This is a genomic window from Streptomyces sp. NBC_00631 (assembly GCF_045206895.1).
Taxonomy (GTDB): Bacteria; Actinomycetota; Actinomycetes; order Streptomycetales; family Streptomycetaceae; genus Streptomyces.
This window is the reverse complement of sequence record NZ_CP107734.1, coordinates 143,119-159,068: the sequence shown is the minus strand read 5'-3', so window position 1 is coordinate 159,068 and position 15,950 is coordinate 143,119. Positions and strand designations below refer to the sequence as shown.

Here is a 15,950-nt window from a genome sequence, read left to right as displayed (position 1 = left end):
TGGGACGGATGTGTGCAGATAAGCGGCTGAAGCAGTGTCTGTTTCGTAGGGTTCGGCATGCCCGGAGTGATCCGGGGGAAATACGCCGGGTGCCGTCTGTGCCCCGTGAACTTGCCTCGCAGGTGAGCCATGCCCTGCGTCAGGCCGGGTTCCCTGTGGTCGGTGACGCGGCGGCCGGGAGGTCGGCCGGCCTTCATGTGGGTGAAGCCCCGCAGGGAGTGCTGGTCCGCTGGCTTGTGTCCGACGTGTTCACCGCACTGGCCTCTGACCAGCGTGGAACGTCCAGGGACAGCATGCGGGCAATCGTGCAGATTGCCGTGTCGGGCCTGCTCGTGCAGAAGGGGCACACCGTCGTGGAGGCCTCCGACGGCAACGGACTGCTGGTCCTGGCCAACGCGACACAGCCCCATAGACCCGCCCCCCAGGCAGGGGCCGGCGCGCAGCCGCCCGTCCAGACGTAGGCGAAACCGGCCGCCCAGCCCAAGGCCAGGATCAGGGGCGCACGCTGAGATATCGCACCGGCCGCCCCCGCGGAGAGGAGCCCGGCCTGCGCGTAGCCGGTCGGGCTCACCCGCGAAGGCCAGGACCCTGAAACGACACCTGTGACCTCCGCTTTGCGAGCCTACGCCTGCCCGGGGCGCGTGCACGCGTAACGCACGGACCGCCCCCAGCTCTCCAGCGCCGGAGCCATGCACCACTGACACAGCGGGTTCCCGCCCCCGCCGTACCGATGGGTCCGGCGCCGGCTTCTCTGCACTTCACCTGAATGGGGGCGAGGGGATTCGGAGTGGCATGGTGGGCGTGCTGCTAGGAGGCTTCCGGGTGGAGTCCCTATTCGGCTAGAGATCTTTAACGGTGCGGGTTACGGCATTTGAATGGCATTGAGGGCTTCAGCGAGTGAGCGCGTGAGTCGGAGAGCGGAGCGTTCTGCCCCGACGGCGCGCGGGGAGGCGGTTGGCCCTGGCATCGAGTGGCGGCTCTGGACGCTGGTATGTCAGTGGCGCCGGATATGTTGCTGGGCATGACAAGTTGGATCAACTGCGGCGTCATAGTGTGGCTGGAAGAAGACTGGTGCGGGGACGACGAAAGCGTCCTGGTCTACTTCAAGGGGACCGGCCTGGCCGCCATGGCCGAAGGACTGTCCGCGCACCACCGGCCGCCGTTCGCCTACGGCAACGACACGGCACCCGGTGACTGGGGCGTGATCGTTCACCACATGTTCAACGCATCCCGCGGCGACTTCGACGAGATCGACTACCGCGAACTGTGCCCCCAGGGCGCTGAGCTGATGGTGTTCGTTCCCAACCCGTCCATTGCCCAGGCCCACCGGCCCAAGGCGTACCACTGCAAGGACGGCCAGACATCGTCCTGCATCGACTACGAAGGCCCCGACTACGTCGGAGAATACTGGCCCAACAAGATGGCCTCCCTCATCACGGCGGCCGGACTGGACCACGAGGACGAGACCTACGAGGAGCAGCTGACCCAGCTGATCTGTGACCACCTGGGGCTGCCCGCACTGGATCGCGACACCATCACGGTGGACCGCGACCTGGTGGCTTCCTACTTCTAGGAGATCTTTACCGTTACGGAGGTTGGAGGTCGAGCGCGGTTTTGGCGATGAGTCCCTCGATGAGGCGGGGGCGGTACTGCATCCGCTTCAGCGGATTCCACTTCAGGGCCGCTGCGAGCTCTTCGGGCTGTTGACCGAATGGGTTCGTGGTGCGGGTCGCGAGCCGGTGGCGGAGGGTGTCCTCGTTGATCACCAGGCACACGATGACGTCGAAAAGATCGCGGACGTCTGCCTCGTTCTCCGCCGACCCGCACAAGAACGCGATTCGGAAACGAGACTCCTCGACGAGTGTCTCAACGCGCTCGCGGACGATCGCCCACCCGTATCGATCGAGCCAGCCCCCGGGAACCGGATACGGAGGATCCATCACGACCTCGCCCTTAGCTCGGTCGATCCAGCGACTGAAGCCGTCCTCGTCGGCGTCGAGCGCGACGTAGCCACGCTCTCGCAACACCCCGCAGACCGTGGACTTACCAGCCCCTGAATTGCCCGTCACCCACACCACTGTCACGCCGCCAGCGTAGACATGACCACCCCGGCCAGCGACGCAATCGCCGCGATCCGGCAAGGCGTGGCTTCGGCCGAGCGACTGCTTCCGGCACAGCCGGGGGACGACCAAAGCTCAAGCTCAGCTACCGTGCCGCGTGCGTCAAGCACCCTATCGCGACCGGTCACTCGGCCCGAACTGCGCCCAAGCCGAAAACGGACATCAACTCACGTACCGCCCTCTTACAACGGCCAACACAAAGAAGCGCCGGGAACCGCACCTATAGATAGTCCGGCTCGCCGTTGGCGACGAGCTGCGTCAGGGATTGCTCCAGCAGTGCCAGGAAGTGCTGCAGATCATCAGCCACCCTGTCGAGTTCAGGTTCGTCCAGTGATGCTGAGCGTGTCCGGTAGACAGCCCCGCTGGCGCCGGTGACGTAACACAGTCCGCCACCGGTCGAGCCGATGACCAGGCCACGAGCTTCCTCGCCCGTGCCATCGCCGACAGCGCCGTACTCCTTGAGCCGCAGAAGGACGTCAGGTACCGGGTCGACGAAGTAGCCGTTGCCGACGTCCGCCCAGGCGATGTCGGCGATGCTGTCGTAGAGGGTGACCAGGTCGGCGGAGGCGAGATCCAGTTCGGCCAGAGCGCGGGCCGCCGCCTGGTCGTCGGGGGCGGCCGGCCGGACCTGATTGGTGCCCGGGGGATACCCGTGCCGGCGCTCGAACTCGGCTGTCACGGTCTGCAGGGGGTCCGAGACCCTGCTGATCCACGCGGCCAGCCAGGCAGGTGACAGTGAAGGTCCACTCATGAAGCCGGATCATGGCACGCGCCCGGGAACGTCAAGGCGACGGCTGCCAGCTGTTGCTTCCCAGGATCAACACAGGGACTTGAGTTGTCGGTGGGTGATGAGACAGCAGGCGAGTTTAAGGAATGCTTCGTGGATGTCGGCTCTGCGTTCCCAGCGGATGCGCAGGCGGCGGAAGCCATGCAGCCACGCAAAACTCCGCTCCACCACCCAGCGGTAGGTGCCCAGTCCGGTGCCGTGCCGGGTGCCGTGTCTGGCGATGGCCGGCACGATGCCGCGGGCGCGGACCTGGTCGCGGTAGATGTCGTGGTCGTAGCCGCGGTCGGCGAAGAGCGAGTCAGGCTTGTGGCAGGGACGGCCGATCCGGCCGCGGACCGGTGGGATCGCGTCGAGCAGGGGAAGCAGCTGGGTGACGTCGTTGCGGTTGCCGCCTGTCAGCAGGACTGCGAGCGGGGTGCCGTGGCCGTCGGTGATCAGATGGTGTTTCGAGCCGGGCCGGCCTCGGTCGACCGGCGACGGGCCCGTGTGCTGCCCCCCTTTAGCTCCCTGACGTGGGAGGAGTCGACCACGCAGCGAGACCAGTCCAGCCGCGAGGCCGCGTTCAACTCGGCCAGCAGGATCTCGTGCAGCCGCTGCCAGACGCCGGCCTCGTTCCAGTCCCGCAACCGGCGCCAGCACGTCATGCCCGAGCCGAACCCCAACTCTTGCGGCAGGTACTCCCACTGGATCCCGGTGTGTGCAGCACGTACAGGATCCCGCACTGCACCTCGCGGTCCGGCAATGCCTTGCGGCCGGGATACCGAAACCTACGTGCACGCTGCGGCAGTAAGGGCTCCAGACGTTCCCACAGCTCATCCGACACGATCCACGGCGACGTTCCCACATCGGACCGAACGCTCAACTCCCGTCCCGGACACGGCCATCAGGACCGATCCACCTCTTTGTGTTAGCCGTTTAAGTCGATCACAGGACAGCCCCTTGCCATTGACGGCGGCTCAAAATCCGCACAAGGACAGACACCATCCTGACGGTTCAGTTCTACCCGGTTCAGTGTGCGTAGTCCGGGAATTCCTCGACAGCCCATCGGCGAAAGTGAAGAATCCAGAGTCCGCCGTGCCTGCGCAGAATGTCGACCACCCGGTGAATCTGTTCCTTGTTTCGTGTCGGCACGTACAACACACACTCGCCCCGTCGCAGTGCAGCGCCGTGTACGTCCAACGCCTTCCCCTCGTACGCGCCTCGCTGTAGGAAGCGCGTAAGGCGTGCGACGATACCGTGCCGAGCGCCTTGGGAATCCAAGAGGCGCGCCCCCTCCGGTCCGGACAGAAGGTGTACCCGCGAGAGATTGAACCCCGCGGTCTCCAATTCCCGGCAAGCGGCATATGAGTGTTCCTCGTCGCTGAACACGGCCACCACGCGCTGCATCGGGTAAAGATAGAAGCGCTCTTCATTCTTCCGTGGTTGCCCCATGTCGAGACCCCTTTCCATGCGATGATATTGGCTGTAACTTAAGCTGCGGACTGACCTGCAACCGGCCGTATTGAGCGCTGTGCTGCTAGCCTGATGATGGCTTGTCCGGTTTCGTGGATCGTCCTGGAAGGCGACACCGCTCCGAAACCCTCACGGTCTCATGCTGTCCGGTTCGTCCGGTTGTGCAAGCCGGGTGAGTGCCGCCGCGACCAGGGCCTGCACGCCGGCGTCCAGGGTGGGCTGGAGAACCGGGGCGAAGAGGGGGCTGTGGTTGACCGGGATGTCCTGGGCCACCGTGCCGCGCTGTTGGGCGGAGTGATACGTGTCCGGATCGACGCAGCCGAGGGCCCAGTAGGTGTACGGGATGCCGAAGGCGTCCGGGAGGCGGCTGAAGTCCTCGCTGGCGCTGTGCAGTTCGCTGGTGCCCGCGCGTTCCCCAAAGGCTGCAGTGAAAGCGGCGGCGACCTCATGGGTCACCGCGCTGTCGTTGACGGTCGACGGAAAGTGGGTACCCTCCTCCATCCGTGGCCCGCGGGTCGCCCCGGAGGCGTCGCACTCGGCCCTGACGATGCGCCGTATCGCGGCGAGAACGGCCTGGCGGCTGGCTTCGTCGTAGGTGCGCACGTTGACCAGCAATTCGGCCGAGTCCGGGATCACGTTGCCACTCGTGCCCGCTTGGAGGGCGCCCACCGTAAGTACTGCCGGCTGGGCGGCGGCCAGTTCGCGCGAGACGATCGTCTGGAGGCGGACGACGATCATCGAGGCCATCACCACGGGGTCGATCGCGGCCTGCGGTGCCGATCCGTGGGCGCCCCTGCCATAGATTGTGATCTTGATGTTGTCCGCTGCGGAGAGGAAGGATCCGGCGCGCGTGCCGACCTGCCCAGCAGGATAGGGCAGCACGTGCTGGGCGAATGCGACGTCCGGGTGGGGGATGCGGTCGGTGAGCCCGTCGGCGAGCATCCGGTCGGCGCCGTCCCCAGGCTCTTCGGCAGGCTGGAACAAGGCCAGCAACGTGCCGTTCCACGACCCCGGTGCAGCCGCCATCAGACGGGCCGCCCCCAGCAGACAGGTCACATGCATGTCGTGACCGCACGCGTGCGCCACGGGAACCTGTCGGCCGACGGCATCTGTGGCGGTGACCGTGCTGGCGTACGGCAGACCGGTCTCCTCACGGACCGGCAGCGCGTCCATTTCGGCGCGCAGCAGAATCGTCGGTCCGTCGCCGTTGGCCAGCACGCCGGCCACGCCAGTGCCCCCGATACCCTCGTGCACCTGGTAGCCGCAGTTCTTCAGGTGCTCCGCCACCCGCGTCGCGGTTCGGTGCTCTTGGTGGCCCAGTTCTGCATGGGCGTGCAGGTCCTTATAAACGGCTTCCAGTTCGGACCGGATGTCTCCGAGCCCGGCCAGGACCGCATCGGCGGTTTCCTTGAGGGCCATGGCCGTGTCTCCTCTTCCTCAGCAGGTGACTACGCGGGTGTTTCCTCCAGGTGGCCGGGTTCCCCTTCAAGTTAGGAACCCGATCCCGTGGCATCCCCGTCCTCCAGTCGAGGCTGCCCGGCAGTCCCCAGTCCCAGGTGAGCGCGGCCAGCCGGACGGACACGCCGCCGACGACTCCGGCCAGAATGCCGACGGTAGGCGCGCCGAGCCGGCTGCAGACCACCAGGACCCCGCTCCCCAGCACCGCGAACGGTCGCGCACAAGGGAGCGCCACCGAAGATGGACGGGATGCGGTTCAGCAGCAGGTCCCGAAGGGCACCGCTGCCGACCGCGGTGATCGTGCCCAGCAGCACGGCCGGCAGCCAACCCAGACTGGCTTTGTTCACGACTGCGACGTGTACAGAGCCACCAGACCGACAGCGAGGGTCTTCTGCCCCCCCCGGGCGACTGCCCAGACGCTCAGCGCAGAGGCATCCAGGAGGTTGAAAGCCCAACCAAAGGTCTGGCGGCTCAGATCGGCGACGAATGCCAGCATGATGCCGACGGTGGCAACGGCGAGATAGGTGTAGTCGGTCAGGGCTACGTGGTGCCGCGCTGCAGCACAGTGTCTCGGAGGACCCCGCCGCCCAGACCGGAGACGATGTCGATGGCCAGAAACCCGAACAGCCAGTCCGACTGCAGCCCAGAATTTGACCACCTGGGCCTCCGGCGCGGCAGCGGCGATCTGCTCGGCGGCCGAGGTGCCAGGGGGCACGACGAGTGAGCCGAAGGTGGTGAAATCCACCGGATTGGAGATGTCGAAGTACCGACGCCACGGGCCATGCTCCCGGCACCGACGATGGTGACGATCATGTGTGGCTCCGTACCTTGCGGGGTGGCCCGGGAGGGCCCGGTGTGGCTTATTAGGCATTTTCACGTGCCATTCCACTGTCACACCCATGGACGGCCTTGCCGCCGACCGGCGTGCTTCCGGATGATGCCGTTGCCGGGCCCGGCAGAGGATGCGAGAGGGGACAATGGCTCCTGCGTGGCGGAGCAAGCGCTATCAGCAGTTGGTCTCTGCCGCTCGCTCGATGCACAGGGTGAAGCGTGGCTGTTGCCGGCGCCCCCAGGCGTCATGGAGCGGTGCGGCGGGAAGGACGCTCCGTCTTGCGGCGGCGAAGGACGACTGCCAGGTCTACTGCGGCGAACACGGCGAGCGCGGCGCACAGAGCCGCGAGGCCCGCAAGTTGTGAGGGGGTGGGGGTGCTACCTGTATCAGAGCGCGTCGCCCACACGGCGAACAGCACCGCCGCGGCCACGAAGAGCGGCATGAAGCAGACGGACAGCCACAGCCGCATACCGAGGGCACTGCGGGCTGTGACAGGTTCAGTGCCGGTTCGCTGGTAGCGGCGGCCGATGACGCTGGAGCGTGATCGCCGCACTGGCCTGCGCGTGTCCGAGGGTGCGCCCTTGTGGTTCGGTCGGTCTGCGTGGGGCATGACTCGCTCCTCGTATGGGAAGCCGGTGGCGGCCGGGTTCCGTCGGGTTGTCCACGCGGTGGGGCGACCACCGGAGCAGACTGCTCCGGTTCTGAGGGAGACTGAGCGGGTTCTGAAACGCGTGAAGCCAACATCACGCATAGTCCCAATCCTTCCGTAGCTATATCAAAGCGCAAATCAGAGTGTTTCTGATGGAAATGTTACGAATATGGCTGATTCTGGTATGGCGGGCGGGGAGCGATCGACGTGATCCAGAAGCTGGTGCTGCTCGGTGCGACCGGTAACCTCGCCGGCCGGTACCTGCTGCCTGCCCTGGCCGCACTGCGTGTCGCAAACCGACTCCCCGACGACTTCGAGGTCGTCGGAGCGGCTCGGCAGGGCCTGGACGACGAGACCTTCCAGTACACCGCCGCCGTGCGGCTCGAAGCGGCACGCCGCAGATGTGCCCGCCGCAGCGCGCGCCCCTCGTACGTTCCCTGCGCTACCGGCGAACCGAGATGACCGACCCTACGAGCGTCGGCACACTGGTCCCGCGTCCGGCAGCCGGTGGCGGTGTACCTGGCGCTCCCACCCGGCTTGTACCCGGCCGCGGTGAGCGCACTCGGGGACGCAGGGCTGCCGCAGGGAAGCCAGATCGTCCTGGAGAAGTCTTTCAGAGAGGTTCTCTACAGCGCGGTGGCGCTCAACCAGCTTCTCGCCTGGGTGGCCGTGGACCGCTGGGGAACAGGCGGTGTTCCGGGTTGACCGCGGGGGAACACCATTAGGGGGCTGACCGGGTGGATGCACGGCGCGTGAGAGCAACTCGACGAGGTCGGGCGAGCAGGGCCGGCCAGTGCCCGGATCGCCAGTCACTCGCTGATCTGGTGACACGAACGCCCACGGCCGCACGGATGAACGAGGAAGCCGGCCGGATCGAGTTGCTCGAAGTCAGCTGTCTGATGATGCTCATCCGGACGGTTGTCAGCACGGACCTGCCCGGGCACAGCAGCCTCACGCATGAGGTACGCGAACTGGCTGACGCTCTGACCGACCTTGCGACCGGACTCGGTGACCTCCACGGCCGACAGCGGGCGGTGGACCGCGCCTTTTGCCGTCGCTGCCGGGCCGCCGTCGCCGGCGGCCCGGCAGCACGCTTGAGGCCGTGGTTGCCGGCGTGCGCTTCGTCTGCTTCGACGTCATGGTGTTCGCAGGTGTCGCCCCTCAGGATGCCCAGGCCACGGTCGAGCAAGGTGCTGGTGAGCCGCGGGCGGCCGCGCCGCCGAGGGACGTCCACCTCCTCAGTCTGCCCCGGCGTTTACTGGACCAGCACCGGCACCAACGCTGACAAGCGGCGAGCGGGTCATGAGGCGCCCAGTCGTTCTCCGTCACGACGGCGACCGTGTCCTGATCACTCTCTGCCTCCTGCGGCCACGCGCACATGTTCCGGCTTGAGCCGCGCCCTTGGTGCGGGCTGCGCAACCGTCCTGTTAGGCGCAGGCCCACAGCCCTCGGTGTAGCGGGCGGTCAGCGGACCCCTCTGTCAGTCGCGCCATGCGTTCGGCGAGCGCCTCGGCCTGCGCATGGCGGGTCTCCGCCTGCCAGATCAGGTGGCCTTCCAGCGGGGCGATGCGGACGGCGCGATGTCCCGTGGGCTGTGCATCCGCGTGCTGCCTCCGCCTCAGTCCTTGTCACCGTCGTCCAGGCCGTCTGCCCGCGCGGAGGCTGAGCCGTGGCGGGCGCCCGCGTACCACCCCTTGTCCGCGGCCTGTTCGAGGGCGGCGATGTCGGGGTGGTGCAGGTCGAAGGCGGGGGACTCGGAGCGGACTTTGGGCAGGGTGAGGAAGTTGTGCCGTGGCGGCGGGCAGGAGGTGGCCCATTCCAGCGAACGGCCGTAGCCCCAGGGGTCGTCCGCCTCAACCTTCTCGCCGTACTTGGCGGTCTTCCAGACGTTGTACAGGAAGGGCAGGGTGGACAGGCCCAGCAGGAACGCGCCGATGGTGGAGACGGTGTTGAGGGTGGTGAAGCCGTCGGCGGCGAGGTAGTCGGCGTAGCGGCGCGGCATGCCTTCGGCGCCGAGCCAGTGCTGGACCAGGAAGGTGGTGTGGAAGCCGACGAACAGCGTCCAGAAGTGGATCTTCCCGAGGCGTTCGTCGAGCATTTTCCCGGTGAACTTGGGCCACCAGAAGTAGAAGCCGGAGAACATCGCGAAGACGACGGTGCCGAAGACCACGTAGTGGAAGTGGGCGACGACGAAGTAGCTGTCGGTGACGTGGAAGTCCATGGGTGGGGAAGCCAGGAGCACTCCGGTCAGGCCGCCGAACAGGAAGGTCACCAGGAAGCCGCACGCCCACAGCATGGGCGTTTCGAAGCTGAGCGAGCCGTGCCACATGGTGCCGATCCAGTTGAAGAACTTCACCCCGGTGGGCACCGCGATCAGGAACGACATGAAGGAGAAGAAGGGCAGCAGCACCGCTCCGGTGGCGAACATGTGGTGGGCCCACACCGTCACCGACAGCCCGGAGATCGCGATGGTCGCCCCGATCAGACCGACGTAGCCGAACATCGGCTTGCGGGAGAAGACCGGAATGACCTCACTGATGATGCCGAAGAATGGCACAGCGATGATGTACACCTCTGGATGGCCGAAGAACCAGAAGAGGTGTTGCCACAGCAGTGCTCCGCCGTTGGCGGCGTCGAAGACGTGGGCGCCGAACTTGCGGTCCGCCTCCAGGGCGAGCAGTGCGGCGGCCAGCACCGGGAACACCATGATCACCAGAACGCTGGTCAGCAGCACGTTCCAGCAGAAGATCGGCATGCGGAACATCGTCAGGCCGGGTGCACGCATGCAGATGATGGTGGTGATGAAGTTGACCGCGCCCAGGATCGTGCCGAACCCGGACAGCGCGAGCCCCATGATCCACATGTCGCCGCCCACGCCAGGGGAGTGCTGGGCGTCGTTGAGCGGCGCATAGGCGAACCAGCCGAAGCTCGCGGCGCCCTGCGGGGTGAGGAAGCCGCCCACGGCGATGAGCGAGCCGAGCAGGTAGAGCCAGTACGCGAGCATGTTCAGCCTGGGGAAGGCGACATCGGGGGCGCCGATCTGCAGCGGCATGATCCAGTTCGTGAAGCCGGCGAACAGCGGCGTCGCGAACATCAGCAGCATGATCGCGCCGTGCATGGTGAACGCCTGATTGAACTGCTCCGTCGACAGGATCTGCAGCCCCGGCCGGGCCAGTTCACTGCGCATCACCAGCGCCAGAACCCCGCCGAGCAGGAAGAAGGCGAATGACGTGGTCATGTACAGGGAGCCGATTTTCTTGTGGTCGGTGCTGGTCAGCCAGTCGACCACCGCCGATCCCCGTCGCGTCGCCGGCCTGGGTGCTCCTATCGGCTCGGCCTGCACCGCCATATCTGCCATCCTCTCGCCTTACGGAAACCTGGGTGGTGCCCGCGTGTTGCCCCCATTGCTACGGCTATGCGCCTCCACTGGAGAATTCGCTTGTTTGCCATATTCCCGCCAGTTATGCGTCGTCACAAGTGACGGTGAGTCAACCGTTGCTCTGACGGGGTGAATGAACAACAGGGTGATTTCGACAGTGCCGGAACGCGGACCGCTCGATGTGTAGGCCCAAGTCTGATCCGCTGTCTGGTGGTGGGCGAGACTTCCCGATGGTCTTACCGAAGGGCAGGCGGCGGACGTTGAGGGCGTGCTGGCCGGCATAGGCCGGGACAGTGGGCACGTACGCGACTGGTCGCATCCTCAACGAGATGGCTGTGGCCTATGGTTTCGAGGCACTGCGGGAGCCGGTGGACGAACGAGTCACCGTCCGCGTCGCACTCCTTGACGGTCCGGACGGGAACACTACTGGACGGCCGTGCCCTTCCATCATGGGCGTGCGCAGCCAGCACGCCCCGGCATGCTGGACATTGCTCCCCGGTAGTGCGGTGATGTCCGTTCGCTCCGCAGCGACGTGCCACTCGCGGCGACCGGCGGCGCGCCAGTCCTCGGACGGCGGCCTGGCTGTACTGAAATCAGACGCGGGTGGCGGTCACGGGTATGGTGCGCCGAGGCGGGCTTGCCGAACAGTCGTTCCTCGAAATGGTCCATCCCGTACAGCAGCAGTCCCAGCGCGGGCAGCAGAGGAACAGCAATGGCGATCATCTCACCGCTCCCTCCCCGGCTGACGGCGTCCGACGGGTGCCCATCAGGAGCGACATCACCGGCCGGCCGGTGTGAATATTGGCGACCATCTCGGACGCGTGTCCGTGACGGGTGGCCCCCGGCCGAGGTCCGCACGGCGTTGATTGCCACGCGCAGGGCTCGCGTCGCCGCGCCATGGAACCCGCTGCTGGGGAGCGTCACCTGGCGGCGAGTTCCTCCAGTGGCACGTCGGGGTCGGCCAGTCTGGCCGGGTCGATCCGGGCGCCGGAGGGGACCAGAGCTGGATCGTCTCCTTGACGTCCCAGATGTCGACGTTCATGCCGGCCAGCACGCGGCCTTGGGCAGTCCAGAAGGCGATGAACTGCCTGGTCGTCAGATTGCCGCGGACGACCACGTCGTCGTAACCGTCAGGCTCGGTGTAGCCTGCGTACTCCATGCCCAGGTCGTACTGGTCGGTGAAGAAGTACGGGACTCGGTCGTAGGAGGCGGTCTGGCCCAGCATGGACCGGGCCGCTGTCTCGGGCTGGTGGAGGGTGTTGGCCCAGTGTTCCACCCGGATGTGCTTGCCGAGCATCGGGTGGAAGGCCTTGGCGACATCGCCCGCCGCGTGGATGTCGGGGTCGGATGTCTGCAGGGACGCGTCGACCGTGATGCCGTTGTCGACGTGCAGACCCGCGGCGGCGGCCAGGCGGGTGTTGGGGACAGCCCCGATGCCGACCACGACCGGCGTCCGCGTCGACGCGGGTGCCGTCGGCCAGGCGGACGCCGACGGCCCTCCCGTTGTCGCCGACGATCTCGGCCACCTGTGCGGTCAGGCGCGGGTCCACGCCGTGTTCGCGGTGGAGGTCCGCGAAGACGGGAGCGATCTGTCGGCCCATCACGCGCAACAGTGGCAGTTCGCCCGCCTCCAGAACGGTCACGTCCACGCCAGCCTCCCGGGCGGCGGCTGCCACTTCCAGACCGATCCAGCCGCCGCCGACGAAGACGATGCGGGAGGCGGACTGGAAGGTCCGCTGGATGCGTTCGCAGTCGCCGACGCGGCGCAGGTAGAGCACGCCGTCGAGGTCCGCGCCGGGCACGGGCAGGCGGCGCGGGGAGACGCCGGTGGCCAGGAGCAGTTTGTCGTAGCCGATCCTCTCGCCGCCGGAGAGGGTGACCGTGCGCCGGTCGCGGTCGAGTTCGGTGACCGTGGTGTCCACTCGCAGGTCGATGGCCTGGTCGGCGTACCACTGCTCCGGGTGGACGAAGATCGTCTCACGGTCCTGCGGATCCGGCCGTCGAAGCCGTGCCCGCGCAGTGCTTCGGCGGCCTTGGCACCGGCCAGGCTCGCTCCCACGATCATGAACGTCGCTGATGCCATCACGCATGCTCCCTGCTGTCGCCGGTGGGGTTGGGCCGAGTGCCGGCGGAGGCGTTGAGGCGGGCCGTGAGTTTCCCGGCCAGCTCGTCCCAGCTGGCGTCGAACTTCTCCACGCCCTGGTCCTCCAGCACCTGGACGACATCTGCGTAGTCAACGCCGAACCCGGCGAGTTCGTCCAGCACCTGGTGTGCCTCACCGTAGGTGTCACGGATGTGGCTGGCCGGCAGCACGCCGTGGTCCGCGACCGCGTCGAGGGTGGCCTCCGGCATGGTGTTGACCACGTCGGGGGCGACCAGGTCGACGACGTACCGGGTGTCCTCGTAGGCCGGGTCCTTCACACCGGTGGACACCCACAGCAGCCGCTGCGGCCGGGCACCGGCTCGCTCCAGCCGCTTCCAGCGGTCCGTCGCAAGGGCCTGCTGGTAGTGCTCGTAGGCGATCCGGGCGTTGGCGAGGGCGGCGCGTCCGCGCAGGGCGGCGGCCTTCTCGCCGCCCAGCCGGTCGAGCCGCCGGTCGATCTCGGTGTCCACCCGGGAGACGAAGAACGACGCCACCGATGCGATGCCGGACAGGTCGTGTCCGGCGTCCCGGGCGCGTTCCATGCCCGTGAGGAACGCCTGCGTCACCGCGTCGTAGCGGTCCAGGGAGAACAGCAGCGTGACATTGATGCTGATACCTTCGGCCAGGCAGGCGCTGATCGCCTGCAGGCCCTGCTTGGCTGCGGGGATCTTCACGAACAGGTTCGGCCGGTCCACCAGCCACCACAGTGCCCGCGCCTCGGCGACCGTGCGCGCGGTGTCGTGGGCCAGGCGGGGGTCGACCTCGATCGAGACTCGCCCGTCCACACCTGCGCTTGCGTCGTACGCGGGGCGCAACACGTCGCAGGCCCAGCGCACGTCGAACGTGGTCAGCGCGCGCAGCGCCTCCTCCACCCCGGTCCGGCGCAGCGCGAGGTCGGCGAGCTGGTCGTCGTAGCAGTCACTGTTCTCGATGGCCCTGGCGAAGATCGTCGGGTTGGTGGTCACCCCCACGACGTGCCGGTCCGCGACCAGCCTGGCCAGGCTGCCGTCGATGAGCCGCTGCCGGCTCAGGTCGTCCAGCCAGATCGATACCCCGGACGCGGACAGCTGAGCGAGCGTGTCGGTCACCGTGTGTCTCCTAACGGCCCAGGCGTCTTGAGCCGCGAAGGACTCCCTCGGGTCAAGACTCACTCAGCACGCGCGGTACCGCAGGTCGACCGAGGGCGCCATGCTGCGCGCTCGTGGGGCGCATAGCCCGCTTGGACACTGCCCAAACACACCTTCGACGATGACGTGCCAGGGTGCACCGTGAGCGCTGTGACTGCATGATCAGAATGTCAAAGGTACGGCAGCGCACGCATGCGAGACCTGCTGCGGGGTCTATGGCCGGGCCCGGGGTCTGGACGGCCGAGGCGAGCAGACGTCATAGGAGGTGATGACAGGTGAGTGACCAACAGCAGCCACCGAGAGGAGCGCAGAAGGTCGGCGGCCTGGCCGGCGACGACATCGGATACGACGGCGAGGAGTGGGCAGCCGTCCGGCCCCGGCGCATCACCCCCGAGCAGTGGCACCAGTTCGAGGGCTACATGCTGGAGATCTTCACCGCGCTGGGGATGCCCGGCGGCTCCCCCTCGACCGCCGACACCCCGCGCCGCTTCCTGCGCGCACTTTTTGAGGCCACCAGCGGATACGAGGGCGACGAGAAGCTGGTCACCGCGTTCCCCACCGAGTGCCGCGGCGGCCCGGACTGCCGCATCAGCCAGGTGGTGGAGGGGCCGATCCCGTTCTTCGCCCTCTGCGAGCACCACAGCCTGCCGTTCTTCGGCACCGCCTACGTCGGCTACGTCGCCCACGAACACATCCTCGGCCTGTCCAAACTGACCCGGCTGCTACGGCTGTTCGCCCGCCGCTTCTCGGTGCAGGAGCGCATCGGCCAGCAGCTCGCCGACGCGCTGGTACGCATCCTTGAGCCGCACGGCGTCGCCGTGCACCTGGAGGCGGTGCACCTGTGCACCCAGATGCGCGGCGTCCGCGAGATCGAGTCCAGCACCCGCACCACCTACTGGCGCGGCACCTACGACACCGAGGACCAGCTGAGAATGGAGTTCTTCGACCTGTGCGGCCCCAGGAGCACCGGTCGTGGCCGGGCCTGATACTGCCCCCACGGCTCCGGTGCCCCGAGCCGAGCCGCTGACGCGGCTGTACGAGGAGGCCGGACTGCAGCGCTGGAGCCTGCCGCCGGCGCTGGCCGCGCTCTACGACGGCGACCTCGGCTTTTCCAAACCGTGCCTGTACGCCAACTTCGTCGCCTCGCTCGACGGAGTGGTGGCGCTCGGACCGGAATACCCCTCATCCGGTTCAACGGTCAGTGGGCGTGAGCCCGCCGACCGGTTCGTGATGGGGCTGCTGCGGGCGTGCGCCGACGCTGTCCTCATCGGAGCGGGCACGCTGCGCGCCTCACCCCGGCACCGGTGGACGCCCGAGCACGTCTACCCGGCCGCAGCCACAGACTTCGCCCTCCTCCGCCAGCAGCGGCGCTGTGCCATCGAGCCGGAACTGGTCGTCGTCACCGCGAGCGGCAACCTGCCGGCCGAGCACCCCGCCCTGCGGACGGGCGCGCTCATCGCCACCACCACCCAAGGTGCCGACCGCCTCACCCGACACCTCCCGCCGACCTGCACCATCCTTCCCCTCGGCGACGGCCCGGCACTGCGCATCCCGCAGGTACTCGACACCCTCCGCGCCCGCGGACACACCACGGTCCTCTCCGAGGCAGGCCCGCACCTGATCGGGCAACTCGTCGGTGCCGGCACCCTGAACGAGTTGTTCCTAACTCTCTCACCGGTACTGGCTGGCCGCGCGAGCACCACCCGTCACGGGCTGATCGCTGGGCTCGAACTCCTCCCGAAGCGGCATGAACCAGCAGACCTGATCAGTGCCCGGCGTCGGGCGTCCTACCTGTTCCTGCGCTACCGACTGCCCCATCGGCCTCCCGCGACCGACGACGGCGACCACCAGGGGTCGACTCATTGAATTCCCGCTCCTGCACAACCGATGGTCCCGGTGCGGGGTTGCCGGCCGCCCCATCAGTGCCAAGAGCGCCGCCCCCAGCCTGTTCGTCGGACCAACCCGGTCCTGACCCGTGACTGCGAGGGCCCGTGGGACACCAA

General features: G+C 67.4%; 13 protein-coding genes and 3 pseudogenes. 5 read left to right on the top strand and 11 right to left on the bottom strand.

Annotated elements, in window-relative coordinates; all coding sequences use genetic code 11:
• Nucleotides 1-305 precede the first annotated feature (305 nt).
• Both OHB00_RS00815 and OHB00_RS00810 read left to right on the top strand, forming a co-directional pair.
• Nucleotides 306-461, top strand: coding sequence for a hypothetical protein (locus OHB00_RS00815; protein WP_406430217.1), 156 nt, complete (start codon nucleotides 306-308; stop codon nucleotides 459-461).
• A 560-nt stretch (nucleotides 462-1,021) separates the two neighbouring features.
• A complete protein-coding gene (locus OHB00_RS00810) occupies nucleotides 1,022-1,573 on the top strand; it encodes a hypothetical protein (RefSeq protein WP_406430215.1) in 552 nt (183 codons plus the stop codon).
• A 13-nt stretch (nucleotides 1,574-1,586) separates the two neighbouring features.
• Here OHB00_RS00810 and OHB00_RS00805 read toward each other — a convergent pair whose 3' ends face one another.
• The 7 genes and pseudogenes from OHB00_RS00805 to OHB00_RS00775 form a co-directional block, all read right to left on the bottom strand.
• The gene (locus OHB00_RS00805; RefSeq protein ID WP_406430213.1) at nucleotides 1,587-2,084 is read right to left on the bottom strand and encodes an AAA family ATPase; all 498 of its coding nucleotides are present in this window, start codon (nucleotides 2,082-2,084) and stop codon (nucleotides 1,587-1,589) included.
• Nucleotides 2,085-2,340: 256 nt separating this feature from the next.
• Complete coding sequence (locus OHB00_RS00800) at nucleotides 2,341-2,871, bottom strand: SMI1/KNR4 family protein (RefSeq protein WP_406430211.1); 531 nt, start codon at nucleotides 2,869-2,871, stop codon at nucleotides 2,341-2,343.
• Between the two features lie 66 nt (nucleotides 2,872-2,937).
• A pseudogene (locus OHB00_RS00795) lies at nucleotides 2,938-3,751 on the bottom strand (IS5 family transposase).
• Nucleotides 3,752-4,488: 737 nt separating this feature from the next.
• Nucleotides 4,489-5,778, bottom strand: coding sequence for an amidohydrolase (locus tag OHB00_RS00790; RefSeq protein ID WP_406430209.1), 1,290 nt, complete (start codon nucleotides 5,776-5,778; stop codon nucleotides 4,489-4,491).
• A 71-nt stretch (nucleotides 5,779-5,849) separates the two neighbouring features.
• Nucleotides 5,850-6,131: a TRIC cation channel family protein gene (locus OHB00_RS00785; RefSeq protein WP_406445552.1), complete on the bottom strand. Its 282-nt coding sequence runs from the start codon at nucleotides 6,129-6,131 to the stop codon at nucleotides 5,850-5,852.
• A 29-nt stretch (nucleotides 6,132-6,160) separates the two neighbouring features.
• Nucleotides 6,161-6,562 carry a hypothetical protein gene (locus OHB00_RS00780; protein ID WP_406430207.1) on the bottom strand — a complete coding sequence of 134 codons (402 nt, stop codon included), beginning with the start codon at nucleotides 6,560-6,562 and terminating at the stop codon, nucleotides 6,161-6,163.
• 331 nt (nucleotides 6,563-6,893) lie between these two features.
• A complete protein-coding gene (locus OHB00_RS00775) occupies nucleotides 6,894-7,259 on the bottom strand; it encodes a DUF6343 family protein (protein ID WP_406430205.1) in 366 nt (121 codons plus the stop codon).
• A gap of 246 nt (nucleotides 7,260-7,505) precedes the next feature.
• Here OHB00_RS00775 and OHB00_RS00770 point away from each other — a divergent pair.
• A pseudogene (locus OHB00_RS00770) lies at nucleotides 7,506-8,003 on the top strand (hypothetical protein).
• A gap of 104 nt (nucleotides 8,004-8,107) precedes the next feature.
• Here the strand turns inward: OHB00_RS00770 and OHB00_RS00765 are convergent.
• The 4 genes and pseudogenes from OHB00_RS00765 to tal all read right to left on the bottom strand — a co-directional run bounded on the left by OHB00_RS00765 (nucleotide 8,108) and on the right by tal (nucleotide 13,908).
• On the bottom strand, nucleotides 8,108-8,317 hold the full coding sequence (locus OHB00_RS00765) for a hypothetical protein (protein WP_406430203.1): 210 nt from the start codon (nucleotides 8,315-8,317) through the stop codon (nucleotides 8,108-8,110).
• A 599-nt stretch (nucleotides 8,318-8,916) separates the two neighbouring features.
• Nucleotides 8,917-10,647 (bottom strand): cytochrome c oxidase subunit I, encoded by a 1,731-nt coding sequence (ctaD, locus tag OHB00_RS00760; RefSeq protein WP_406445551.1) that lies wholly within the window; start codon nucleotides 10,645-10,647, stop codon nucleotides 8,917-8,919.
• A gap of 950 nt (nucleotides 10,648-11,597) precedes the next feature.
• A pseudogene (locus OHB00_RS00755) lies at nucleotides 11,598-12,760 on the bottom strand (NAD(P)/FAD-dependent oxidoreductase).
• The gene (tal, locus tag OHB00_RS00750; protein WP_406430201.1) at nucleotides 12,760-13,908 is read right to left on the bottom strand and encodes a transaldolase; all 1,149 of its coding nucleotides are present in this window, start codon (nucleotides 13,906-13,908) and stop codon (nucleotides 12,760-12,762) included. The pseudogene OHB00_RS00755 and the gene tal overlap by 1 nt, the downstream one beginning before the upstream one ends.
• A gap of 314 nt (nucleotides 13,909-14,222) precedes the next feature.
• Between tal and folE the strand changes: the two genes are divergently transcribed.
• A complete protein-coding gene (folE, locus tag OHB00_RS00745) occupies nucleotides 14,223-14,933 on the top strand; it encodes a GTP cyclohydrolase I (RefSeq protein ID WP_406430199.1) in 711 nt (236 codons plus the stop codon).
• Nucleotides 14,920-15,813, top strand: a complete 894-nt coding sequence (locus tag OHB00_RS00740; protein ID WP_406430197.1) for a dihydrofolate reductase family protein — start codon at nucleotides 14,920-14,922, stop codon at nucleotides 15,811-15,813. The genes folE and OHB00_RS00740 overlap by 14 nt, the downstream gene beginning before the upstream one ends.
• The last annotated feature ends 137 nt before the right edge of the window (nucleotides 15,814-15,950 follow it).